The organism is Rhizobium sp. RCC_161_2 (genome assembly GCF_041355235.1).
Lineage (GTDB): Bacteria > Pseudomonadota > Alphaproteobacteria > Rhizobiales > Rhizobiaceae > Rhizobium.
On record NZ_JBFUPL010000004.1, the window covers coordinates 109,373 to 131,175 of the forward strand.

A 21,803-nucleotide genomic window follows, 5' to 3' on the forward strand; every position below is an offset into this window, starting at 1 on the left:
GGTTTTCGACAGGATTATGCGCGGATCATGAGGAATGCCGTGTCTTGCGCGCTCCATGGGAGGCGTAGCGCGGTGAGCAAGCCGATGAACAGGAGAACATAATGACAGATACGGCCCTTGGCACTGGCCAGGATTTGCTGGTTGAGCTAACCGCCGACATCGTGGCGGCTTATGTTAGCAATCATGTAGTCCCGGTCACCGACCTTCCGAATCTGATTTCCGACGTACATTCCGCTTTGAGCAGCACTTCGGCTCCGGCGCCTGCCGTTACCGTGGTTGAAAAGCAGAAGCCGGCCGTATCCGTTCGTAAATCAGTACAGGACGATCAAATTACCTGCCTGGAATGCGGCGGCAGCTTCAAGTCGTTGAAGCGTCACCTGATGACCCATCATAGCCTTTCTCCGGAAGAATACCGCGAGAAGTGGGATCTGGCGGCGGATTACCCGATGGTCGCGCCCGCCTATGCCGAAGCCCGTTCGCGTCTCGCGAAGGAAATGGGTCTCGGCCAGCGTCGTAAGCGCGGCCGGTAAACTCCCGAACCGACGCTCTAAAAAAACCCGGCTTTCAAGCCGGGTTTTTTATTATTCCTTCCTGCGACGAAACCTAAGCGGCGGCGCGGACTCGTGCCTCCTCGCGGATGCGCCTGATCATCGAGCGCAATCCATTGGCACGCTGGGAGGAAAGATGCTCCACGAGGCCGATCTTGCCGAAGACGTCGAGCGCGTCGAGGGCGGCAATCTCCGAGGCCGGCTTGCCGGAATAGGTGGTGAGCACGATCGCCACCAGCCCGCGCACGATATGGGCATCGGAATCGCCTTCGAAGGTCAGGACCGGATTGTCCGGATTGCCCGAGGCATGGGTCACGAGCCAGACTTGGCTGGCGCAGCCCTGCACCTTGTTTTCCAGGGTTCGTTTCTCTTCCGGCAGGTCCGGCAGCATCTTGCCGAGTTCGATCACATAGCGATAGCGATCCTCCCAGTCGTCCAGGAAGGAGAAATCCTCAATGATCTGCTCAAGCGTCGCCATTATGCCGGTCCAATTGTCTATTTGCTTGCATATAGGTGAAATGGCCGATGATTTGAACCCGTGGCAAAAAAGAACGCCGTGAGCGATAGGCAGGCTCACAGCGTCTTCCATGGAGAGGTATCAAGTCCGGGGCTTCGGCAAGGGCACCGGAATGAAAGAGGGCAGCTTGACCGTGCCGGTAACGACCGCATCCGCGGTCTGGGTGCCGGCCACGCGCTTCGGGGGCATGGGCTGCGCTTCCGTGGCTACCTGCTCATGGCTGGTGACGGACACTGTCGCGGCCTGTTCGCCGGGCTTCTGATCCTTGAAATGTTGGCCGAGCAGGTCATAGGCGACGCGGGCGCCGTCGCGGGCCTGGTAGCCGAGCGCGGTCAGCGTTTCGCCGCCCTTCAGGCAGACATCGGGTTTCTCGCTGCACATGGAGCCGACATATTGCATGACGCCAGAAGCAGCCGACAGTGCGTCGGAAACCTGGACCTGCGGCTCACCCGCCGGCCGGGGGTCGCCCTGCGGCTTGGCGAAGATCGGCAGGAACATGAGAACCAGCGAAAACCAGAACCCTGTTCTAATGAGAAACCACATTGCCTTGCCCATCCTGTACTTCGTTCGGTCTTGCCACCGATTCGAATCCGTTGATCCGACGTTGCTCAAACCCTATTCGGCAGAGGACAACATCGCTTTTCAAAACTTGGATGCATTTTTGGCAAATTTGATTCAAATTTTAGCTTTCGGAATTTGAAGCCTATTTAGCTCGAATTGTAGCGATTGCTGTTAAGTATGTCTCGGCCGATCTGCTTGATCTCCAGGGGATTACGGGCGCTGGTGGCGTTCAAAAAGTTAACGCGCAACGGAAATCTAAATAAAATCCGTTGCTTACCCGCTGTTAACCACAAAACCCAAAGGTCCCGCCATGTGCGCCAAAACGGGACTTTCGGGCCTTTTCGGCCGATCCGCGCGCCTGTCCTTTATTCTTTCCTTAAGCCGCCAGAGCCTATTGTGGGCCTGGATAAATGACCGTTTGTGCGGGTTTTGGTGTGCGCGTATTGAGTGACATGGCTGGCAGGGCTGGAGCCCTCGTGGACCGGACAGGCGAAAGCTGGCTGTCGCGGACAAGCGGGAATGGCGAAGTCCGTGGACAGGAACTGGCGATCCTGCGCCGGCTCGCGCTTGCCTCGTCCGTGGCGCTTGTCGCCGTTCCCGCGGGACTTTCCTTCATCACCACCCCGGCCGTAGCGCTGCCTGTCGGCGTTGCCACGGTCTGCGCCGCTTTCCTGTTTTCCGCTGTCGGCAGCATCGCTTTGTCGCGTCAGCGGCCGGGCTCAGACGCCGTCGAGGCTGTTGTCGTCGAGCATCGCGACCTGATGCTGGAGGCCGCCAGCGGCCTGGTGCTTCTGTTCGATCCGCAGGGCAGCGTCACCGCTGTCGGCGGCCGTGATCGCGCCGAGTTCCTGAGCTGGATGCGCGAGCCCACTGGCCGTGGCTTCATCGAACAGGTGCATGTCTCCGACCGCATCCTCTTCCTGCAGGCCGTCGATACGCTGCGCCAGGGCCGCGACGCCCTCGGCGTCGATCTACGTCTGGAGCGCTCGGCCGTTGTCGAGGGTTCCAACCAGTTCATCCATATCCGCATGGAGATGAGCGCAAGGCGTGACGCCGAGGGCCGGTTGACCGCGATCGTCAGCCAGTCGCGCGATATTTCCTACGATCAGCAGCTTCGCGAGGAGGCCGTCCGCAAGACGGCGGAAGCGGAATCGGCCAATGACGCCAAGTCGCGCTTCCTTGCCGCGGTCAGCCACGAGCTGCGCACGCCGCTCAACGCTATCCTCGGTTTCTCGGATATTCTGAGTGGTGAGTATTTCGGCAAGCTCGAGAACGACCGCCAGCGCGAATATGTCGGTTTGATCCGCCAGTCCGGTGGACATCTGCTCTCCGTGGTCAACACCATGCTCGACATGAGCAAGATCGAGGCTGGGCGTTACGAACTTCTGCTTGAGCCGTTCCCGATCGAAGCCTCCATCGGAGCTTGCGAAGCCATGCTGGCGCTACAGGCGAAGGAGAAAGGGTTGACGCTGACGAGCCGCGTGCAGCGTGGTCTTGGCGATATCGTTGCCGACCAGCGCGCCATCCAGCAGATCCTTATCAACCTCGTCGGCAATGCCATCAAGTTCACCGACGCCGGCGGTGCCATCACCATAGACGCGGCGATGGCCGACGGCATGCTGAAGCTTTCGGTCAGCGACACCGGTATCGGCATCGCGACCGATCGGCTCGCTTCCCTAGGCCAGCCTTTCGTGCAAATTCAGAATGATTATACGCGCCGCTATGCCGGCACTGGCCTTGGCCTATCGCTGGTCAAGGGATTGGTCGGCCTGCACGGCGGCAGTTTTGCCATCGCCAGTGCGCCGGGCGAGGGCACGGCGATTACGATCCTTATTCCGCTCGACGGTTCCGGCGTGGTGGCGCAACAGCCTGTGGATGCGAACCGGACGGTCGATTTTCCGCCACGTCTGAAACATAATCTGGAGATGAATGGAAAGCGAAAAGAGGAAGAGATGAATGGCCCCGCAAAAGCGAAAATCGCCTAAGGGAAGGGGCAAGGGCAGGCGCAAGCAGCCTGGCCTTGCTTCCCGAGGGGCGGTTGCCGTGGGCAGCCTTGGCCTGCGCGGAGCCGGCGCGCTGGGTAGCCTTGGCGTGCGCGGCGGCGGTGCATTGGCCGGGCTGCTGGGCGGCATTGTCGGCCGGCATCCGGCGGCGGCCGGTGGTATTGCGCTCTTCTTCGCGGTCTTCGGCTTCGTCACGGCCAATGCACTCTGGTATCAGGTGGGCACGCATCCGTCGCCGCTTTTGCGCACCCGCGATCCCGGTGCGCCCTATCAGATCCCCGGCCGTAAACCCTTCCTGGCCGGGCAGCAGGCTGACGCAGGCAATGTCACGACGTTCCGTATCGAGCGCCAGGACGACAATACGAAAAGCGTCCCCGCCTCCGGTCAGCAGGCCGCTTCGCCGGCCGCCACAGGTCAAACCCCCAGTCCGGCAACGCGTGTGGCCAGCAAGCCGACGGTCGCTGCCGTCCCGGCCGAGCGGCCGATCAACGTTTCCTCCTCCTCCTCAGTCGATCCTGTCGCCGCCGCTATCCAGAGCGCCGAGAAGGGGCTCGGCAAGAGTGGAGCTGCGCCCAAAAGCGCGCCGAGTGACGCGGTCAACACCGTCAACATGGTGATGCAGATCCAGAAGGGCCTGAGCAACATCGCCTATAGCAACGTCAGTGTCGATGGCGTTGCCGGCGAGCAGACCAAGTCCGCCATTCGCCGTTTCCAGAAGCATTACCGGCTGCCGGAAACCGGCGAGCCCGATATGGCGGTCCTGAAGAAACTGCAGGATATCGGCGCGCTTTAATCCTCGCCGTCAATTGCCTCGTCCTCCGCCGGCGGCTATAGCTCAGCCATGAGATTGCGCAGCGACATCTTCGTTTCCGCCCTGACCCGCCGCCTGTTTTCCCGCGGTGATTTTGCCGCTGTCGAGCACAAGGGCGCGGAGGAGGCTGGAGCGATCTTCATTCGCCAGCGTTTCCGCGACGGGCTGGAAACGCTCTATGCCCCCGCACCGCAGAGCTTTTTCGATGAGGAGGAAAGCGGCGCGCGCCTGTTTGAAATCCGCATGGATCGCAAGGAGCCTGACGAGATCAGGCAGATGCTTGATCGCGAGCTGAAATTCGATCCCGATCTCTGGATCATCGAGCTCGAGACGGATGATATCGCCGATATCGTGCCGCTGACCGACCAGCGCATCAATCCGCTCGACTGACGAAGACGCTCTATCGCCGGCTGACGACACGCAATTCGCGGATCGGGCTTTCCCTGTTGCCGAACAGGGGCGCAGCCGATTGCGGGGCGGTCTTCTGTTCCGGCGGCAGATAGGTGTAGCTGTCGGCGCGGCGCCAGGCTTCGACGCGGGCGTGGCTTTCCTCCGCATCGATGCTGTCCAGCACCAGCCAGGCGCGGCTGACGCTGCCGTGACGTTCGGCAAGGTGCGGATAGAAGCGCTCCAGTGCATAGACGGCGTCGGCAAAGCCCATGCCGAGGCTGACCAGCGTCACCGCCAGTTGCTGGCCGGATGTGTCGATCATGATGCGCTCGGCAAGCCAGTGGCTGGAGGTGAGCGCGTCGGCGAGCGTGGCGGCAAAGTGCTGCGCGTCCCGTTCCCGGGCGAAACGCACCATCAAGGCTTCCTGCGTATCGGAAAGAGTGCGAAGACCGAGGCGGTCATTGTCATCGCGACCAAGATGGCGGGCGATCTGCTTGATCGACTGCCGCAACGATTCCTCGCGGGCAAGTCGCTCCGCCTCGGGGTCGGATGTGCTTGTCTCCGGCTGTGGCTCCAGGGCAGCGTCGACCGCCGGGGCCTCCGATACCGTCATACCGCGCTCCGGTTCCGCCTGATGCAGGCCGACAAGGGCATCGATGACTTTGGGAGACAGCGACGGCCGGCGGACAATGGCTCTCGCATGTGCGGCGCCCTGCGTGCGGGCGATGGTGATCAGCGTGTCGTCATCGATCGCCTGCGAACTCGTCAGAAACGGTGCGGCAATGGCGATCGGCTGACAGCCGATGAAGAGGGAGACGGCGGCCGGCACGGTCGGGCATTGCGAGAGGGCGGCGACTGCCTGGCGTTTTGCCTCGTCGGTCGATGCCTGGAAGAGGGGGCTGAAGAGCTCGGCGAACTGGCGAAGCTCGGATTTGGACGGGTGGTTCATGCCTTCGAAACTGGTAACCGTCGCCATCAGGACCACGTCCTTCTTGCGAACTGTCGCAGGCTCTTCCAGATCTCGAAACCGGTCACGCACGCCAACACCCATACTGATACGCGAAACAAAAAGAACGGGAACCCGATCATCAAACGCATGCGACGCGACATCTTTTCGCCGCCGAGCCGGAGCGCGCGTGGCTTTCGCGCGCGCAATCGGCGATGGCTTTCGAAACGGTCGTATACACGGTCGTCCTGCTCTGGCTTTCGGGAAGAGTAAGGCTGGCAGGGTTAATGGTTGGTGAAAACTTTATTAAAATCCAAATAAAAACTGCGCGTTAAGCTTGCGCGGGCTTTTCCGTGGCATGCACGCCGGATCGGCTGCGTTTGATGGCTCGAGGGCTGCGTGGAAACTGTTCTGGCGTGATGCACAGATTGTCGCGTTCAACTTATGAGAGCTCTGGCGGCTCACCCGTCCAATCGCGTGAAAGCGTGGATTTCGCGGCCCCGGCTCAGAGCCCCTTATGTTCCCGCAAAGCCACCAGCAGCTTTTCGGACGTGTCGTAGCCGGATTGAAACAGGCTCATCGCCGCCGTCGCCGCGTATTGGGCCTCGGTGCTTTTGATGTCGATCCGCTTCTCTAGGCACCACTTATCGAGTGCGCCCCGCAGGACGGTGACGTCCTCGGGAGAGAAGAAGGAGTTGGTCGCAACGGACATTTCCCACCCTCTGTTTCACCCGTCACAATACGTTAATTTGGCATTATCACAAATAATATTTGTGTGACACTTTTCTGCAACGCGTCGTATCGCGGTGCCACCTGCGGGTAGTGGGATTTTTTCGTCTAAGAATCTGATTTTGTGTCGTTTTATGGCCAAAACGATTCTCGAATTTTTTACATCGCATATGAAACCATATCCCGCCTCTCCGCGTTTATTGGTGAGCATGCCGCGCGGAAGCTTATGGCAAGGCGCGATGATGATTAGCATTCTGTTAACTACAGTATGTCTGAATTCGGGTGAAAGCAGCGATTTGCAGAATTTGGTCGCAGGTTCGTTCGCATGGAAGCCACAGTTGGGCGTCCATGTCGCGGTGTTCAGGGAATACCGTGAGAAGGCGTGAATGCCCTTTGTCGGTGCCGCAGGACGCGGCAACGACCGGAGGGTACGCTGGTCCGCTTCGATGGCGGACAGGGTGAAATCAGTCGCAAGTTCATCCGTCTCGGGTTGTCGATGGAGACGAGAATGGCAAAGATCATATCCCTTTCGGACCGACGATCGCGGTTGCCGCGACGTCTTCAAAAGGAGCCGGTTGAGGCGAAGATCCTTCTATTCACCGGCGTGCGCTACGAGCGCCTCGAAGTCAGCTCCCACCGTCCCGGCGCGGGACCGAAGCGGGCAAAGGGCAAGTAGCTCGATCATAGGCCGGCGCATCTCGCCGGCATTCCGCCGCCCAGGCGGCTCTCAGCTTCGCGGTTGAAACCACGACACTCCGCTTGTCAGTCTCGGCTTTTCAGCTCAATCTCATTGTCCGTCAAAAACGTCGCACCCGGCTTCCGACAGGAAATTCCGGGCGGCATCGTCAAAACTTGCCGCCGGCGCCATGGCGCGCAGCACGACATAACCGTCAGCGCGCGGCACTTCGACCAGGATCGATTGCGCAAGCGATGGCGGCAGCGCCTTGCGAATGCCCGTGAGCTGGATCGGCGATGCAAGCAGCAGGTCCAGCGCGCCGCCGACCGAAGTGCGGTCGCTCATGCTGAACACCTCATTGGATGCGGCGTCATAAACGGACAGCGACCAGAACGGCACATTGCCCTTGGCGGTCAGCCGGATCGGCTGAGATTCGATATCGAAAGCGCAGACGGCGGTGCGGATATAGGGATCGCTGTTGGAAAGCCCCGCATCGTCATCCTTGTTGTCCAGCATGTAGAAATGGTTTTCGTCGCCCTCGTCCTCGACGCGGGTATAGGCGTCGCGATCGGAGAAATGCGGCAGGGACAGGATGATGATGAGATGCAGCAACGCTGCGCCGAGCACTCCAGTCAGGATGGCGAAGACGGTCCTAAACATGGCTGCACCCGATTTTCTCGAGCTTCGGCATGGACAGATCGATCAGACCAGAATTGCCGGCCGCCGGCGTATCCAGCAGTGTCCATACCAGCCTGAAGTTGCCGATGGACGGCAGGGCCAGCCAGTTGCCGGTCTGAGCGTCAGACGAAACGGTGACGCTGAAGCTCGAATCGGGATTGCGCAGCACCACCCACGAATTGATCGCGGAGGGACGACCCGGAGGCGCCTCGATCGGCTCGCCGTCATTACCGGCGATGAACAACGTCCAGAGCCGTGCCGGCGGGGTCTGGCCGCTGATACGGTAGCTGCAAGCCGCCGTCAGCCGCCCGCCACCATCGTCATCCGACGCAACGAACGACAGCCCTTCCGCGGTGCCGTAGAGCAACCGTCCGGCCCGCGCACGATGCGATTTCGCATAGGGGTCGGCATCCGCTGTGTGCATCTCCGGAAAAGCCTGCCAGGCGCCAAGTTTGATCGCACCGAAACCGGAGGTCGCATCCAGCGCAAAAAGCGTGAACAGGATTCCGCCGCCAAAGGCGAGCATCAGCGAAAGCGCAACAAGAAGGGGAACCCGGAACACCCTAAGATCGTCCTTATGACCAATCAGGTGGCGATTTATCCCTGATTCTGACGGCAGGGGAAAGGGTTAGTGGGTTGATTGACGGATTTGCGTTCAAAATGCCGGCTTATAACGCATTGTGTTGTGCGGGCCGCTTAACCTTATTCCGCCGCCGCCACCTTCTGCGTCGCGAGCGGGGCTGCCGCCTTCAGCTTCTCGCCGAGATCGCGCAGGATCTTGGTGGAATCCACCGACAGCGTGCGTGGACGAATAAGCGGCGGCAAGGTGTTTTCGGATCCGTCGGCCGGCTTCTTGGCGGCCACGGTCTGCGGCTTCTGCACCGGGAAGGGGTTGTCGATGCCGGGGATGGGCTTCAGCACGATGCCCTGATGCGCATAGTCCATGATCTTCTTGAAGGTCATCGCCGGCAGGGTGCCGCCTGTCATGTTGTTGGTCGATGTATAGTCGTCGTTGCCGAACCAGACGGCGCAGGTGTAGTTGCCGGTGAAGCCGATGAACCAGGCATCGCGATAGGCTTGCGTCGTGCCGGTCTTGCCGCCGACGAGAATGCCGCGATCGAGTGCTGCCCTGCGGCCGGTGCCGATCTGCGGGATCTGAATCAGCATCTGGTTCATGTAGGAATTGGCTTGTTCGGTGAGAACACGCTTTGCCGGCGGCTCGTCATGACTGAAGTCGTAGAGCACCTTGCCGTCATAGCCGACGATCTGCCCGATGCCATGACGGCGAGACTGCATGCCGTCGGCCGGAAAGACGGAATAGGCCGTGGCCTGGTCGAGCACGGTCACTTCGGATGTCCCGATCGGAATGGTCTTGTCGTTGCGGATCGGCGTTTCGACGCCCATGGCCTTGGCCATGTCGCGGATCGGCTGGATGCCGAACTTCTCCTTGGCGAGGCGTACCGGAATGGTGTTGATCGACTGCGCGATCGCGGTCGTCAGTGTCACCTTGCCTGAATAGCGATTTTCGTAGTTATGCGGGCTCCAGTTGCCCCAGGTGATCGGCGCGTCGACGATGGTGGATGTTGGCGTCATCCCCCGCTCCATGGCGACGGAATAGGTGTAGATCTTGAAGGACGAGCCCGGCTGACGCAGTGCCTTGGTCGCGCGGTTGAACTGGCTCTCGCCGTAATCCCGGCCGCCGACCATAGCGCGCACCGCGCCACCGTTTTCGATGACGACCGTGGCTCCCTGTTTGGCATGATAGCGCTCGCCATATTCCATCAGGCTGGATTCGACCGAATCCTCTGCCGCTTTCTGCAGGCCCATGTCGATGGTGGTGCGCACGATCAGCGACCGCTCGGGGAAGCGGGTCGCCAGTCGCTGCACTTCGTCGAAAGCCCAGTCGAGGAAGAAGTCCGGGGATTCGATCTGGGCGCGATCGACGACGGAAGCGGGGTTGCGCCGCGCGGCAATCACCTGTCCCTCGGTCATCAGCCCGCTTTGCACGAGATTGCTCAGCACATCGTTGGCGCGGGCCCGGGCGGCCGGCAGGTTGACATGCGGCGCGTATTTCGCCGGTGCCTTGAACAGGCCGGCAAGCATCGCGGCTTCCGCCAGATTGACGTCGGTGATGCTCTTGCCGAAGTAGAACTGCGCGGCCGCGGCCGCGCCGAACGTGCCGCCGCCCATATAGGTGCGGTCGAGATAGAGGCTCAGAATCTCCTTCTTGGAAAGATTGGCCTCCAGCCAGATCGCCAGAAAGGCTTCCTTGATCTTGCGATCGAGGGAGCGCTCATTGCTGAGGAAGATGTTCTTGGCGAGTTGCTGCGTCAGCGTCGAACCGCCCTGGACGACGCCGCCGGCCTGAGCATTCACCGATAATGCCCGGAACAGGCCGATGACGTCGATGCCGAAATGATCAAAGAATCGCCGGTCCTCGGTTGCCAGCACCGCCTTGACGAAATAGTCCGGCAACTGGTCCACCGGCACGGAATTCTCATGGATGATGCCGCGATGGCCGATGACGTTGCCATAACGGTCGAGGAAGGTGACGGCGAAGTTGCCTCGGTTGCGCCAGTCGCCCTGCGTCGCCTCGAACGCCGGCATGGCGAGCATCATCAGCACAACGGACCCGGCCGTGCCAAGCGTCAATCCTTCGCCAAGCAGTTCGAACAGAATGCGCTTCCAGCCGCGGGCGCGGAAACGGCGAAAGAAAATGGTAATGTCTTCCCAGAGTTCGCCAAGGCGGAAACCGGCATTCCATAGAGAGGAGTCGATCCAAGAATCGATACGCAGGAGAATATGCCGCTTCCGGCGCGGCCGCTTTTCCACCTGGCCTTCCGGTTGCGTGTCGGGCTGGGTCTCTGGCCCGTTCTCTGGGTTGGATGGGTCTTCCACGCTCTACTTCCCGACCACAATGCCGCGTCGCGTATTCTTTTGGGACACGCAATGCCTATCTTCTGATAGACTGGCATACTGAATATTTGGTTGATTTACCGAAAAGAACAAGAGACATGCATGCCGCAGCCCGCATTTCCCTCGCGTGCGGCGAGGATGACGATCATGGACGACACACCTTTCTGGAAAAGCAAGACGCTGACGGAGATGAGCACACCCGAATGGGAAAGCCTCTGCGACGGCTGTGGCCTCTGTTGTCTCAACAAGCTGGAGGACTGGGATAGCGGCGATGTTTATTTCACATCGGTCCGCTGCAAGCTGATGGATGGTGAAAGCTGTCGGTGCACCAGCTATCCGAACCGTTGGGATTTCGTGCCCGACTGTGTGCAGCTGACACCGGAAAAGGTCCCGGATCTACAATGGCTGCCGCCGACCTGCGCCTATCGTCTCGTCGACGAAGGTCGTGATCTCTATTGGTGGCATCCTTTGGTGTCAGGTGATCCGGAAACGGTCCATATAGCCCGCGCTTCGGCACGCGGCCGCACACTCAGCGAGGATGAAGTCTCCGTCGACGATTTTGAGGATTATGTCGTCGACTGGCCGTTGACGGTGGAAGACGACATGGAAGCTAGCCCTCCGGCAAAACCATAGATTTCGGCGCCACGTTGCGCCACGCCTGCCGCACCAACGCGCGTATCGTGCCCTCATCCGTGGTCAAATGGGAAAGCCGCGTCCAGCCTTTCGTTCCCCAGCCGCCCGGCACGGCAACGACAAGATCCGGCGCGGTTGCAAGAGCCATCTGCTGCTGGTCGGGCGTAAGCTTGACGACACAGAAATCCAGGCCCGGAAGCGCCAGGTAAATCTTGCCGCGAACGCGAAAATCCCGATTGCCGAAATGCGAACTTTCCGTCGCTTCCGGCAGGCTGAGCGCAAAGGCAATGAGCTCGTCATCGGTCATGGTGCGGGAGGATAGCACGTAGGAGCCTCACCGGGGAGGCTGCCGTTCTCCGGGCATGCTGCGACGAAACAGCAACCTGCTCAAGCTTGGCCGTCGTTGAATTGACCCTGTACGCATGATATCGCGCTGTGCCTTCGCCAATGCACAGGGAGCCTCCGCGTGATCCGCCATATCGTCTTTTTCACCGTTCCCGACCGCGCCAATCTTGAGGCTGTGCGGTCCGGGCTGTCGATCCTGACGGCTATTCCGCATGCGCGCCTGCTGGAGATCGGCACGAATGTGAAGACCGATCAGCTGGGCACAGAGGTCGATATCGTTGTCTATGGCGAATTCGACGACGAAGCGGCGCTGGCCGCCTACAAGGCGCACCCGAACTATCAGCTTTCGATCGAACGGGTCCGACCGCTGCGCGAAATGCGGATTGCGGCGGACTATGAGACCACGGTGGCGGTGCGTGAGCCCGTCTAACGGGCAGTGAAAGCGCTATAATGCAAGTCAATCCAGATGGTTGGGTATCGTCGCGGAATCGGTTTCGTCGCGACCGGATTCATCACGCGAAGATCCTCATTCAGTTTTTCAGATTCAATTTCTTAGGCTCGTGACTCAACTCACGAAAGAGTGACGGCAAGCGATTCAAAAGACTCAAGGAAAGTGGCGCGTATTACGTGCGTAAAACGCTTGAAGGCCGGTTGCATCGGCCCAAGATGCGCCATCGGTCATGTCGACGCCTATCAGTTGATGATAATCAAGAAAGATTAAAAATGACTGACTTCTCCGGGAATTTCGGATCCGCTTCTGGTGCTCGGAAGAGGCAATCGTCGGTGCTCGGGCCAGGTTAGCGGTTTGGGCTGCTCCAACAGGCGGTTGGCCGTCGTGTCGCAGGCATCGATTCCGATAAGTTAAATTAATGCAAAGGCTTAAAAGAGGAAAAACTCCGGCCGCACGTTTTGCGCGTGGAAAATTACCACCCATTCATTTGCCATTCAGACGGGTTTGGGTACATATTCGGTCAAGTTAACGTCCCCGTGGGAAGTCTGAGTATGGCATCATTCATAAGCATAGCAGCAGCGGCCGCACTCATGGCCGGCTCGACTGTTCTGCCGACGCCGTCGACCCCGACCCTGGTGGCGCGTGCAAACAGCGACTGCAGCGAGGCTGCGGCGGAAGTTGTAGCCAAGACGGGCGGGCAGCTCCTCTCCGCACAGCCGTCGGGCGATAGTTGCGTCGTCACCGTCCTCGTTCAGGGCAACGGCCAGCGGCCGCGCAAAGTGACCATGAAGGTGCCGATGTAGGTGGAAACACTGTCACGCCGCACGCAGGGAACCCTCTAACGCTTTGAATCTCACGCAAAATCTTATGGCCGAGTGGATTCCACTCGAACCTGATTTGCAGTACTGTTTCTCGAACCGGGGAAATTGGGTCGGAATATGCGCATTCTCATTGTCGAAGACGATATCAATCTCAACCGCCAGCTTGCCGACGCCTTGAAAGAGGCAGGTTATGTGGTCGATACCGCCTTCGATGGCGAGGAAGGGCATTTTCTCGGCGATACCGAACCCTATGACGCCATCATCCTTGATATCGGCCTTCCGGAAATGGACGGGATCACCGTGCTCGAGAAATGGCGCGGCGCGGGCCGGGGAACGCCGGTGCTGATCCTGACGGCCCGCGACCGCTGGAGCGATAAGGTCGCCGGCATCGATGCCGGTGCCGACGATTACGTCGCCAAACCCTTCCACGTCGAAGAGGTGCTCGCCCGCATCCGGGCTTTGATCCGCCGTGCTGCCGGTCACTCCTCGTCCGAAATCATCTGCGGCCCGGTGCGCCTCGACACCAAGAGCTCGAAGGCGAGCGTCGACGGCAAACCGTTGAAGCTCACCTCGCACGAATACCGCCTGCTTGCCTACCTCATGCACCACAAGGGCGAGGTCGTCTCGCGCACCGAGCTGGTCGAGCACATGTACGATCAGGATTTCGACCGTGATTCCAATACGATCGAGGTTTTCGTAGGCCGCTTGCGCAAGAAGATGGGCGTCGACCTGATCGAAACCGTTCGCGGTCTTGGCTATCGCATCCAAGCGCCGACCAATGCGAATTAAGTCACTCACCGCTCGCGTCCTGTTGTTGACCACACTCTGGTCCGCCGTGGCGCTGGTGGTGATCGGACTTGTCATCTCGAATATCTACCGCAAAAGCGCCGAGCGCGGCTTTCAGGACCTTCTGAGAGCGCAGCTCTATAACGTCATCAATTCCGTCACGATCGGCGATCAGGGTGCGCTGTCCGGCAGCCCGCAGCTTGGCGATCTGCGTTTCGCCCAACCGAAGACCGGCTGGTACTGGATGGTCGAGCCGCTCGGCACATACACGGCGACGCCATTGGTCTCGCCCTCGCTCGGCGCCTCGACCTTGCCCGTACTTTCGGTGCTGGAAGCGCCGTTCGACAAGAATTACGAGCGCTATTACATCGTCACGGATGCCTTCGGAAACCAGGTGCAGGTGGCCGAGACCGAGGTCGTGCTCGACACCGACGGCCGTGCGGCGCGCTTCCGCGTTACCGGCAACGTCGCTGTGGTGGAGGATGATGTCCGCAATTTCTCCCACAGCCTTTATTTCGCGCTTGTCGGTTTTGGTGTCGGTAGCCTGATCGTCAATGCGCTCGCCATTCTCTACGGTCTGATGCCGCTCGATAAGGCGCGCGCGGCGCTGGAGCGCATTCGCGCCGGCGAGAGTGAACGATTGCAGGGAGAATTCCCGCGCGAAATCCTGCCGCTCGCCAACGAGGTCAACGCGCTGATCGAGAGCAACCGGCGCATCGTCGAGCGGGCGCGCATGCAGGTCGGCAATCTCGCCCATTCGTTGAAGACGCCGATTGCAGTCCTGCTCAACGAATCCCGTGTGCTGGAACGTTCGCATGGCGATCTCGTCAAGAGCCAGGCCGAGGCCATGCAGGGACAGGTACAGTCCTATCTCAACCGCGCCCGCATCGCGGCGCAGCGCGAATCCGTGCTGGCCCGTACCGAGGCGGAGCCGGCACTGGAACGTCTGGTGCGCGTCATGCGGCGGCTGAATGCCGACAAAGAATTCGAGCTTTCCGTGTCACCGAACCTGGCGCTCGCCATGGAGCAGCAGGATCTGGAGGAGACGGTCGGAAACCTCCTTGAGAATGCCGCCCGCTTTGCCGAGCATAAGGTGCGTGTGGCCGCCAATGAGGCGCCGGCCGAGGTCAAGGGCATCGATCCGGCCCGGCGCCATTGGGTGGAACTGATCGTCGAGGACGACGGCCCAGGCTTGGAGCCGGATCAGATCCGCGAGGCGATGAAGCGCGGCCGCAGGCTCGATGAGAGCAAGCCGGGCACCGGCCTCGGGCTTTCGATCGTCAGCGAGATCACCAATGAATATCAGGGGCGGCTTGAGCTGTCCCGCGGTCCCTGGGGCGGTCTTCGCGCCAGTCTAATTCTGCCGGGGGTAACGAAGGATGTTGCTTGATGCGTGGCATGATGCCAAAAAGATGTGCTGCGTCATGAAGATGCCGCACTGCAGTAACTCTGGTTTGCTCGTTGATATTGGTTCGGTTGTATGAAGCTTCGCACCTTTTTTCTGATCGTTCCGTCCGTTCTTGCCGCCATTGGCCTTTCCGCCTGCTCGACACCGAGCGGCAAAATCCCCGGCGTCAGTTTCCTGTCGACTGCCAAGCCGCCGGCTTCGACGCCGTATATAGCTGCTTTGGAGGGCGGTATCGTCGGGCGCACCGGCATTCAGCTCAGCGACAATGATCAGCGGCGGGCGCTGGAAGCGGAATATCGGGCACTGGAAACCGCGCCGCTTGGCATGCCTGTCGTCTGGACGAGCAAGAATATCAGTGGCGAAGTCGTGGCCGCGGCCCCTTATCAGGTCGGCTCGCAGAATTGCCGCCAGTATCGGCACACAGTCACCGTCGACGGCAAGCCGACCCAGGCAAGGGGCGCTGCCTGCCGCAACGACGATGGTACCTGGTCGCCGTTGAACTAAGATGTTCTTACCCTCGCCCCATCGGGGAGAGGGTGGCGCGATAGCGCCGGGTGAGGGGGCGTTGCACCGTGAGGATTGCCTTCGCTGTCGCTCTGGACATTCGTCGCTTCGCCCCTAACCCCCTCATCCGCCCTTTGGGCACCTTCTCCCCGCTGGGGAGAAGGTCTTAATAAGCGCGGCCAAACGCCTCAAATCTTCGTCAATCGGGCTTTGACAGTTGGAATAAGCGCCCGGTTAAAGTATTGGGCGTCTATGCTGTTCTGGATTCTCGTGGCCGTTCTGACGGCCGTTGTCGGCGCCGTCCTGCTCTATCCTCTTTTGCGCGGAGCAAATGTGGCTGACGACGGTCGTGCCGGAGAGGCGGCGGTCTACCGCGATCAGCTTCGCGAGCTCGACCGCGATCTTGCGGGTGGCCTGATCTCCGCCGATGAGGCCGGTTACGCCCGTGCTGAGATCGGTCGCCGCCTGCTTGCCGTTTCGAATGCCGTGCCGAGCACCGCGAAAGCGGCGACGCGCAGCAACTATCGTTTCTCGCAGGCCTTCATCATCGTCATCCTGCCGGCGATCGGCCTCTGTCTTTATCTCATGAAGGGCGATCCGGGCCTGCCGTCGCAGCCGCTGGAAGCGCGCCTCGAACAGCCCGGCAACGATCTCGCCATTTCCATCGTCAAGGTCGAGCAGCATCTGGCGCAGCATCCCGATGATGGCAAGGGATGGGAAGTGCTGGCGCCGATCTACCTGAAAACCAACCGCATCGGCGATGCGGAGCTTGCCTATCGCAATGTCATCCGCCTGCTCGGCCCTAGCGCCGCGCGCTTCGGCAGCCTGGGCGAGGTGCTGATCATGAAGGCTGGTGGCATCGTCACGGCGGAGGCGCGCAGCGCGTTGCAGCAGTCGCTTGCGCTCGATGCCAACAATCCCCGCGCGCTGTTCTATCTCGCGCTGGCGCTGGAGCAGGACGGCAAGACGGCGGAAGCGAGATCAGCCTTTGTGACATTGGCGAAGCAATCAGCGCCCGAGGCGCCCTGGATGGTCGCGGTCAACGATCATATCGCCAAAAACAGCGGCACCCCCGAAGATATGGCGACGGCAAGAGCGGCCGATGCCAAGGCACCGGGGAACCCTACGCCTGAACAGGTGGAGGCTATGAACTCCCTGAACAGCGGCGATCGTCAGCAGATGATCCGTGGCATGGTGGAGAGCCTGGACGCCAAACTCAAGGAAGATCCGAACAATTTCGAAGGCTGGATGCGGCTGATCCGCTCCTATGCCGTGCTGAACGACAGGGAGCGCGCGGCCGATGCGCTGAAGCGCGGTCTTGCGGCGTTTCCCGCCGATGGCGGCGAGGGGCAGCAGCTCGTGGCTCTGGCGAAGGAGCTTGGCCTGCCGACGGAGGTGACGCAGCAATGACCCGCAAGCAGAAACGCCTCGCCGTCATCGCCGGCGGCATGGGCTTCATCGCCACCGCTGTGCTGCTCGTCCTCTTCGCTTTCAGCCAGTCGGTTGCCTATTTCTATATGCCCGGCGATCTCGCCAAGAACCCCGTCGGTGCCGGCACATTGATCCGCCTCGGCGGTCTTGTCGGTGAGGGCAGCATCGTGCGCGGCGAGGGCACGCAGGTCCAGTTTTCCGTCACCGATGGCGCCGATGCGATCAAGGTCAGATATAACGGCATCCTGCCCGATCTCTTTCGCGAGGGGCAGGGGGTCGTGACCGAAGGTAAATTCGAGCCGGGCAGCGACGTCTTTGTTGCCGACAGCGTGCTGGCCAAGCATGATGAGCGTTACATGCCGAAGCAGGTTGCCGATAGGCTGAAGGCCGACGGCGTCTGGAAGGGCGAGGAAGCAAGCCAATGATCATCGAGCTTGGACATTACGCGCTGGTGCTGGCGCTTGCGACCGCGATTATCGTCTCGATCATCCCGGTGATCGGCGCGCGGCGCGGCGAATTGTCGATGATGGATATCGCTCCGGTCGGCGCGGTGCTTCTGTTTGCGCTGGTCGCCTTTTCCTTCGGCGTGCTCACCTATGTCTATGTCGTCTCCGACTTTTCGGTGCTGAATGTCTGGGAGAACTCGCATTCGCTGATGCCACTGATCTTCAAGATCTCCGGGGTCTGGGGCAATCACGAGGGATCGATGATGCTCTGGCTGCTGATCCTGGCGCTGTTCAGCGCGCTGGTTGCGCTGTTCGGGCGCAATCTGCCCGATACGCTGCGCGCCAATGTGCTGGCCGTGCAGTCCTGGATCTCGGCCGCCTTCCTGGTCTTCATCCTTCTGACCTCCAATCCCTTCATCCGCCTCAACCCGGCGCCTGCCGAGGGCAAGGACCTCAATCCGGTGCTGCAGGATATCGGCCTGGCGATCCATCCGCCGTTGCTCTATCTCGGCTATGTCGGCTTCTCGGTCTGTTTCTCCTTTGCGGTCGCTGCCCTTCTCGAAGGCCGTATCGACGCTGCCTGGGCGCGCTGGGTTCGTCCCTGGACGCTTGCCGCTTGGACCTTCCTGACGCTTGGTATCGCCATGGGTTCCTACTGGGCCTATTACGAGCTCGGCTGGGGCGGCTGGTGGTTCTGGGATCCGGTGGAGAATGCCTCCTTCATGCCCTGGCTCGCCGGCACCGCGCTCTTGCACTCCGCGCTCGTCATGGAAAAACGCGATGCGCTAAAGATCTGGACGGTTCTGCTGGCGATCCTCACCTTCTCGCTATCGCTGCTCGGTACCTTCCTGGTGCGCTCCGGCGTGCTGACCTCCGTGCATTCCTTCGCCAGCGATCCGACGCGTGGCATCTTCATTCTCTGTATTCTGCTGATCTTCATCGGTGGCGCGTTGTCGCTCTTTGCCTTTCGCGCCCCACGGCTTGCCGCCGGCGGCCTGTTCGCGCCGATCTCGCGCGAAGGCGCGCTGGTGCTGAACAACCTTATCCTGACGGTCGCCTGCGGCACGGTGCTAACCGGCACGCTCTATCCGCTGGCACTGGAAACCCTGACTGGCGACAAGATCTCCGTCGGGCCGCCCTTTTTCAACATGACCTTCGGCCTGTTGATGACGCCGATCCTGATTGCCGTTCCCTTCGGACCGCTGCTGGCCTGGAAACGCGGCGATCTGCTTGGCGTGCTGCAGCGGCTCTATGTCGCCGCCGGCCTGGCATTGATCGCCGGACTTATCCTTTTCTACGTCCGCCACGGCGGGCCGGTGCTGGCCGTTCTCGGCCTTGCCGCCGGCTTCTTTCTGGTTTTCGGCGCCGTGACCGATCTCTGGTATCGTGCCGGCATCGGCAAGGTTAAGGGCAATGTCGCCTGGCGACGCTTGAGCGGCCTGCCGCGCTCCGCCTTCGGGACGGCGCTTGCCCATGCCGGCCTTGGCGTCACCGTCCTCGGCATCGTCGCCGTCACCACATTCGAGACCGAAAACATCACGACAATGAAGCCGGGCGGCACGGCCGAACTCGGCGGCTATACATTGCGTTTCGATGGCTCAAGACCCGGCGTCGGCCCCAATTTCACCGAGGATCGCGGCCACTTCACCATCAGCCGTGGCGGCGTCGCTGTCGCTGAGGTTTCGTCCTCCAAGCGCGTCTTCACCGCCAGCCGCACGGCGACGACCGAGGCCGGCATTCTGACGCTCGGTTTGAGCCAGCTTTACGTCTCGCTCGGCGATCCCACCAATGATGGCGGCATGGTCGTCCGCATCTGGTGGAAACCCTTCATCCTCTGCATCTGGGGCGGTGCGGTCATCATGGCGCTGGGCGGCTTCATCTCGCTCAGCGACCGCCGCCTGCGCGTCGGCGCGCCGAGCCGCAAGGCGAAACCGGTGTCCCGCCCCGCCATGGAGCCGGCGGAATGATCCGGCAGTTGCTCGTGGCCCTTGCGCTTTTCCTCGCGGCCGCTCCCGCCTTCGCCGTCAACCCGGACGAGGTGTTGCCCGATCCGGCGCTGGAAACGCGAGCGCGCACGATCTCTGCCGAGTTGCGCTGCATGGTCTGCCAGAACCAGTCGATCGACGATTCCAATGCCGATCTCGCTCGTGACCTGCGCCTTCTGGTTCGCAAGCGCCTTGCCGATGGCGACAGCGACAAGCAGGTGTTCGACTATATCGTCTCCCGCTACGGCGAGTTCGTGCTGTTGAAGCCGCGCTTCACCGAAAAGACATTACTGCTCTGGGGTGCGCCGGTGACGCTCTTCCTTTTCGGCGGGCTTGCTCTTGCAGTTTATGCCAGACGCCGCGCCGGAAAGCCGACGGGCACGCGGCTGACGCCGGAGGAAGAGGCGCGCCTCAGCGAGATCCTCGACAAGTGATGTTACACGACAGGTTGTTTTGCGCCTGTCGACAATATTTCGTTACATTACCAAGTTTTCATGGGTCGGACAGTTCGCTGTAAGGTCTGAAGCCCTATATCATTCCCATGAGCCTTCATCACCGGTTCCGCCGGTGGAAGAAAATCGGACGAGAGAAGAAAAGGTAACTCGCATATGTTCAGGAATATCAAGGACACTTTGTCCCGTAGCACCGCTATGAAAGCTTCTGTCGTCGCCGGTCTCGCTGTCGCTGCCCTTGCCACCGGTGTCCCGGCTGAAGTCAGCCGTTCCTACGCAGATGCCGTCAATGTTCAGGCCCCGCAGGTTCCGAGCTTCGCCAATGTCGTCGATGCCGTGTCTCCGGCCGTCGTTTCCGTTCGCGTTGAATCCCGCATCAATCCGGTTGCCGACGAGGACGATTCCTTCGGCCTCGGCCGTGGTTTCGACGAGCTGCCGGATGATCATCCGTTGAAGAAATTCTTCAAGCAGTTCGAACAGCAGCAGGGCCGCAACCAGCAGCAGGGCCAGCAAAAGGGGCAGCCTGACAGCAAGGGCCACCTGCGCCCGGTTGCTCAGGGCTCCGGCTTCTTCGTCTCGGAAGATGGCTATATCGTCACCAACAATCACGTCGTTTCCGATGGCGCGGCCTTCGTGGTCGTGCTGAATGACGGCACCGAGCTTGACGCCAAGCTGGTCGGCAAGGATTCGCGCACCGACCTCGCTGTGCTGAAGGTCGACGGCAAGGGCAAGAAGTTCACCTATGTCAGCTGGGCTGACGACCAGAAGGTTCGCGTTGGCGACTGGGTCGTTGCTGTCGGCAACCCCTTCGGTCTCGGCGGCACAGTAACGGCCGGTATCGTCTCGGCCCGCGGCCGCGACATTCATTCCGGCCCTTATGACGATTACATCCAGATCGATGCGCCCGTGAACAAGGGTAACTCCGGTGGTCCGACCTTCAACCTCAACGGCCAGGTCGTCGGCATCAACACCGCGATCTTCTCGCAGTCGGGCGGCAGCGTCGGCATTGCCTTCGCCATCCCCGCTACCACGGCCAAGGACGTCGTTGCCGACCTGATCAAGAGTGGCACCGTATCGCGCGGCTGGCTCGGCGTTCAGATTCAGCCGGTTACCAAGGATATTGCCGAATCTCTCGGTCTGTCCGAGCCGAGCGGTGCGCTGGTCGTCTCCCCTCAGGACGGTTCTCCCGGCCAGAAAGCCGGTATCAAGAACGGTGACGTCGTAACCGCCGTCAACGGCGAGCCGGTCAAGGATCCGCGCGATCTCGCCCGCCGCATCGGCGCGATGCAGCCGGGCGCCAAGGTCGATGTCTCGCTGTGGCGCGGCGGCAAGTCCCAGTCGGTCACCGTCGAACTCGGTACGCTGCCGGCTGAACAGAACCAGGCATCGAACGACGACAATTCGCAGCAGTCCCAGCCGCAGCAGCCGTCCTCCGAAAAGGCGCTTGCCGATCTCGGCCTCACCGTCGGCCCGTCCGATGACGGCAAGGGTGTCGCGATCACCGGCGTCGACCCGGACTCCGATGCCGCCGACAAGGGCGTGAAGGAAGGCGAGAAGATCACCTCGGTCAACAACCAGGAAATCTCCAGCGCCGGCGACATCGCGAAGGTCATCGACCAGGCGAAGAAGGACGGCCGCACCCGCGCGCTGTTCCAGATCCAGTCCGGCGACGGCAGCCGCTTCGTCGCCCTGCCGATCAACGCAGGCTGATTTTTCGGCCGACTGAATGAATTAGGAGCCGCGCTGGCCACGGCTGGCGCGGCTCC

24 protein-coding genes are annotated in these 21,803 nt (G+C 61.0%); 16 read left to right on the forward strand and 8 right to left on the reverse strand.

All coding sequences use genetic code 11. The features are described 5' to 3' along the window. The first annotated feature begins 101 nt into the window (after nt 1-101). Entirely contained in the window at nt 102-530 is a 429-nt protein-coding gene (locus AB6803_RS12135) for a MucR family transcriptional regulator (protein WP_371109125.1), read from the forward strand. Between the two features lie 73 nt (nt 531-603). On the opposite strand, the gene AB6803_RS12140 is transcribed toward AB6803_RS12135, so the two are convergent. Continuing rightward, the gene (locus AB6803_RS12140) at nt 604-1,026 is read right to left on the reverse strand and encodes a SufE family protein (protein ID WP_371109126.1); all 423 of its coding nucleotides are present in this window, start codon (nt 1,024-1,026) and stop codon (nt 604-606) included. 120 nt (nt 1,027-1,146) lie between these two features. Then, nucleotides 1,147-1,608 (reverse strand): DUF5330 domain-containing protein, encoded by a 462-nt coding sequence (locus AB6803_RS12145; RefSeq protein WP_371109127.1) that lies wholly within the window; start codon nt 1,606-1,608, stop codon nt 1,147-1,149. Between the two features lie 470 nt (nt 1,609-2,078). On the opposite strand from AB6803_RS12145, the gene AB6803_RS12150 reads away from it, so the two are divergent. The 3 genes from AB6803_RS12150 to AB6803_RS12160 are packed head-to-tail and all read left to right on the forward strand — an operon-like array spanning nt 2,079 to nt 4,830. Beyond that, nucleotides 2,079-3,611, forward strand: a complete 1,533-nt coding sequence (locus tag AB6803_RS12150) for a sensor histidine kinase (protein WP_371109517.1) — start codon at nt 2,079-2,081, stop codon at nt 3,609-3,611. Then, the gene (locus AB6803_RS12155) at nt 3,583-4,422 is read left to right on the forward strand and encodes a peptidoglycan-binding domain-containing protein (protein ID WP_371109128.1); all 840 of its coding nucleotides are present in this window, start codon (nt 3,583-3,585) and stop codon (nt 4,420-4,422) included. The genes AB6803_RS12150 and AB6803_RS12155 overlap by 29 nt, the downstream gene beginning before the upstream one ends. Before the next feature lie 48 nt (nt 4,423-4,470). Continuing rightward, nucleotides 4,471-4,830 carry a DUF1491 family protein gene (locus AB6803_RS12160; protein ID WP_371109129.1) on the forward strand — a complete coding sequence of 120 codons (360 nt, stop codon included), beginning with the start codon at nt 4,471-4,473 and terminating at the stop codon, nt 4,828-4,830. Nucleotides 4,831-4,840: 10 nt separating this feature from the next. Here AB6803_RS12160 and AB6803_RS12165 read toward each other — a convergent pair whose 3' ends face one another. Together AB6803_RS12165 and AB6803_RS12170 are read right to left on the reverse strand one after the other, a co-directional pair. Beyond that, nucleotides 4,841-5,881, reverse strand: a complete 1,041-nt coding sequence (locus AB6803_RS12165) for a DUF2336 domain-containing protein (RefSeq protein WP_371109130.1) — start codon at nt 5,879-5,881, stop codon at nt 4,841-4,843. Nucleotides 5,882-6,281: 400 nt separating this feature from the next. After that, nucleotides 6,282-6,488, reverse strand: a complete 207-nt coding sequence (locus AB6803_RS12170) for a hypothetical protein (protein WP_371109131.1) — start codon at nt 6,486-6,488, stop codon at nt 6,282-6,284. Between the two features lie 525 nt (nt 6,489-7,013). Here AB6803_RS12170 and AB6803_RS12175 point away from each other — a divergent pair. Continuing rightward, entirely contained in the window at nt 7,014-7,181 is a 168-nt protein-coding gene (locus AB6803_RS12175; protein WP_371109132.1) for a hypothetical protein, read from the forward strand. A gap of 111 nt (nt 7,182-7,292) precedes the next feature. Here AB6803_RS12175 and AB6803_RS12180 read toward each other — a convergent pair whose 3' ends face one another. From AB6803_RS12180 to AB6803_RS12190, 3 genes are all read right to left on the reverse strand, one after another. Beyond that, on the reverse strand, nt 7,293-7,841 hold the full coding sequence (locus AB6803_RS12180; RefSeq protein WP_371109133.1) for a DUF1254 domain-containing protein: 549 nt from the start codon (nt 7,839-7,841) through the stop codon (nt 7,293-7,295). Continuing rightward, the gene (locus tag AB6803_RS12185) at nt 7,834-8,421 is read right to left on the reverse strand and encodes a DUF1214 domain-containing protein (protein ID WP_371109134.1); all 588 of its coding nucleotides are present in this window, start codon (nt 8,419-8,421) and stop codon (nt 7,834-7,836) included. The genes AB6803_RS12180 and AB6803_RS12185 overlap by 8 nt, the downstream gene beginning before the upstream one ends. Nucleotides 8,422-8,561: 140 nt before the next feature. Next, a complete protein-coding gene (locus tag AB6803_RS12190; RefSeq protein ID WP_371109135.1) occupies nt 8,562-10,757 on the reverse strand; it encodes a transglycosylase domain-containing protein in 2,196 nt (731 codons plus the stop codon). A gap of 165 nt (nt 10,758-10,922) precedes the next feature. Here AB6803_RS12190 and AB6803_RS12195 point away from each other — a divergent pair, with 165 nt between their 5' ends. Further along, nucleotides 10,923-11,408, forward strand: a complete 486-nt coding sequence (locus AB6803_RS12195) for a YcgN family cysteine cluster protein (RefSeq protein ID WP_371109136.1) — start codon at nt 10,923-10,925, stop codon at nt 11,406-11,408. On the opposite strand, the gene AB6803_RS12200 is transcribed toward AB6803_RS12195, so the two are convergent. Beyond that, nucleotides 11,386-11,733 carry an MmcQ/YjbR family DNA-binding protein gene (locus AB6803_RS12200; protein ID WP_371109137.1) on the reverse strand — a complete coding sequence of 116 codons (348 nt, stop codon included), beginning with the start codon at nt 11,731-11,733 and terminating at the stop codon, nt 11,386-11,388. The two genes, AB6803_RS12195 and AB6803_RS12200, sit on opposite strands and share 23 nt — an antisense overlap. Nucleotides 11,734-11,874: 141 nt before the next feature. Between AB6803_RS12200 and AB6803_RS12205 the strand changes: the two genes are divergently transcribed. From AB6803_RS12205 to AB6803_RS12250, 10 genes are all read left to right on the forward strand, one after another. Continuing rightward, nucleotides 11,875-12,183, forward strand: coding sequence for a Dabb family protein (locus AB6803_RS12205; protein ID WP_371109138.1), 309 nt, complete (start codon nt 11,875-11,877; stop codon nt 12,181-12,183). 572 nt (nt 12,184-12,755) lie between these two features. Then, the gene (locus AB6803_RS12210; protein ID WP_371109139.1) at nt 12,756-13,007 is read left to right on the forward strand and encodes a hypothetical protein; all 252 of its coding nucleotides are present in this window, start codon (nt 12,756-12,758) and stop codon (nt 13,005-13,007) included. Nucleotides 13,008-13,142: 135 nt separating this feature from the next. Then, nucleotides 13,143-13,814 (forward strand): response regulator transcription factor, encoded by a 672-nt coding sequence (locus AB6803_RS12215; RefSeq protein ID WP_007693256.1) that lies wholly within the window; start codon nt 13,143-13,145, stop codon nt 13,812-13,814. After that, entirely contained in the window at nt 13,804-15,201 is a 1,398-nt protein-coding gene (locus tag AB6803_RS12220) for a sensor histidine kinase (protein ID WP_371109140.1), read from the forward strand. Before AB6803_RS12215 ends, AB6803_RS12220 begins: the two co-directional genes overlap by 11 nt. 90 nt (nt 15,202-15,291) lie before the next feature. Next, nucleotides 15,292-15,723 carry a hypothetical protein gene (locus AB6803_RS12225; protein ID WP_007693260.1) on the forward strand — a complete coding sequence of 144 codons (432 nt, stop codon included), beginning with the start codon at nt 15,292-15,294 and terminating at the stop codon, nt 15,721-15,723. 252 nt (nt 15,724-15,975) lie between these two features. After that, nucleotides 15,976-17,133: a c-type cytochrome biogenesis protein CcmI gene (gene ccmI, locus AB6803_RS12230; RefSeq protein ID WP_371109141.1), complete on the forward strand. Its 1,158-nt coding sequence runs from the start codon at nt 15,976-15,978 to the stop codon at nt 17,131-17,133. Continuing rightward, nucleotides 17,130-17,579, forward strand: coding sequence for a cytochrome c maturation protein CcmE (gene ccmE, locus AB6803_RS12235; RefSeq protein ID WP_371109142.1), 450 nt, complete (start codon nt 17,130-17,132; stop codon nt 17,577-17,579). The genes ccmI and ccmE overlap by 4 nt, the downstream gene beginning before the upstream one ends. Beyond that, on the forward strand, nt 17,576-19,567 hold the full coding sequence (locus AB6803_RS12240) for a heme lyase CcmF/NrfE family subunit (protein WP_371109143.1): 1,992 nt from the start codon (nt 17,576-17,578) through the stop codon (nt 19,565-19,567). Before ccmE ends, AB6803_RS12240 begins: the two co-directional genes overlap by 4 nt. Beyond that, complete coding sequence (locus AB6803_RS12245; protein ID WP_371109144.1) at nt 19,564-20,019, forward strand: cytochrome c-type biogenesis protein CcmH; 456 nt, start codon at nt 19,564-19,566, stop codon at nt 20,017-20,019. Before AB6803_RS12240 ends, AB6803_RS12245 begins: the two co-directional genes overlap by 4 nt. A gap of 174 nt (nt 20,020-20,193) precedes the next feature. Continuing rightward, nucleotides 20,194-21,747, forward strand: a complete 1,554-nt coding sequence (locus tag AB6803_RS12250; RefSeq protein WP_371109145.1) for a Do family serine endopeptidase — start codon at nt 20,194-20,196, stop codon at nt 21,745-21,747. The last annotated feature ends 56 nt before the right edge of the window (nt 21,748-21,803 follow it).

What these genes read in the sequence shown, in the direction of transcription:
- AB6803_RS12135 (WP_371109125.1), top strand. Translation starts at nt 102, where the DNA reads ATGACAGATACGGCCCTTGGCACTGGCCAGGATTTGCTGGTTGAGCTA.
- AB6803_RS12140 (WP_371109126.1), bottom strand. Translation starts at nt 1,026, where the DNA reads ATGGCGACGCTTGAGCAGATCATTGAGGATTTCTCCTTCCTGGACGAC.
- AB6803_RS12145 (WP_371109127.1), bottom strand. Translation starts at nt 1,608, where the DNA reads ATGTGGTTTCTCATTAGAACAGGGTTCTGGTTTTCGCTGGTTCTCATG.
- AB6803_RS12150 (WP_371109517.1), top strand. Translation starts at nt 2,079, where the DNA reads ATGGCTGGCAGGGCTGGAGCCCTCGTGGACCGGACAGGCGAAAGCTGG.
- AB6803_RS12155 (WP_371109128.1), top strand. Translation starts at nt 3,583, where the DNA reads ATGGCCCCGCAAAAGCGAAAATCGCCTAAGGGAAGGGGCAAGGGCAGG.
- AB6803_RS12160 (WP_371109129.1), top strand. Translation starts at nt 4,471, where the DNA reads ATGAGATTGCGCAGCGACATCTTCGTTTCCGCCCTGACCCGCCGCCTG.
- AB6803_RS12165 (WP_371109130.1), bottom strand. Translation starts at nt 5,881, where the DNA reads ATGGGTGTTGGCGTGCGTGACCGGTTTCGAGATCTGGAAGAGCCTGCG.
- AB6803_RS12170 (WP_371109131.1), bottom strand. Translation starts at nt 6,488, where the DNA reads ATGTCCGTTGCGACCAACTCCTTCTTCTCTCCCGAGGACGTCACCGTC.
- AB6803_RS12175 (WP_371109132.1), top strand. Translation starts at nt 7,014, where the DNA reads ATGGCAAAGATCATATCCCTTTCGGACCGACGATCGCGGTTGCCGCGA.
- AB6803_RS12180 (WP_371109133.1), bottom strand. Translation starts at nt 7,841, where the DNA reads ATGTTTAGGACCGTCTTCGCCATCCTGACTGGAGTGCTCGGCGCAGCG.
- AB6803_RS12195 (WP_371109136.1), top strand. Translation starts at nt 10,923, where the DNA reads ATGGACGACACACCTTTCTGGAAAAGCAAGACGCTGACGGAGATGAGC.
- AB6803_RS12210 (WP_371109139.1), top strand. Translation starts at nt 12,756, where the DNA reads ATGGCATCATTCATAAGCATAGCAGCAGCGGCCGCACTCATGGCCGGC.
- AB6803_RS12215 (WP_007693256.1), top strand. Translation starts at nt 13,143, where the DNA reads ATGCGCATTCTCATTGTCGAAGACGATATCAATCTCAACCGCCAGCTT.
- AB6803_RS12220 (WP_371109140.1), top strand. Translation starts at nt 13,804, where the DNA reads ATGCGAATTAAGTCACTCACCGCTCGCGTCCTGTTGTTGACCACACTC.
- AB6803_RS12225 (WP_007693260.1), top strand. Translation starts at nt 15,292, where the DNA reads ATGAAGCTTCGCACCTTTTTTCTGATCGTTCCGTCCGTTCTTGCCGCC.
- ccmI (WP_371109141.1), top strand. Translation starts at nt 15,976, where the DNA reads ATGCTGTTCTGGATTCTCGTGGCCGTTCTGACGGCCGTTGTCGGCGCC.
- ccmE (WP_371109142.1), top strand. Translation starts at nt 17,130, where the DNA reads ATGACCCGCAAGCAGAAACGCCTCGCCGTCATCGCCGGCGGCATGGGC.
- AB6803_RS12240 (WP_371109143.1), top strand. Translation starts at nt 17,576, where the DNA reads ATGATCATCGAGCTTGGACATTACGCGCTGGTGCTGGCGCTTGCGACC.
- AB6803_RS12245 (WP_371109144.1), top strand. Translation starts at nt 19,564, where the DNA reads ATGATCCGGCAGTTGCTCGTGGCCCTTGCGCTTTTCCTCGCGGCCGCT.
- AB6803_RS12250 (WP_371109145.1), top strand. Translation starts at nt 20,194, where the DNA reads ATGTTCAGGAATATCAAGGACACTTTGTCCCGTAGCACCGCTATGAAA.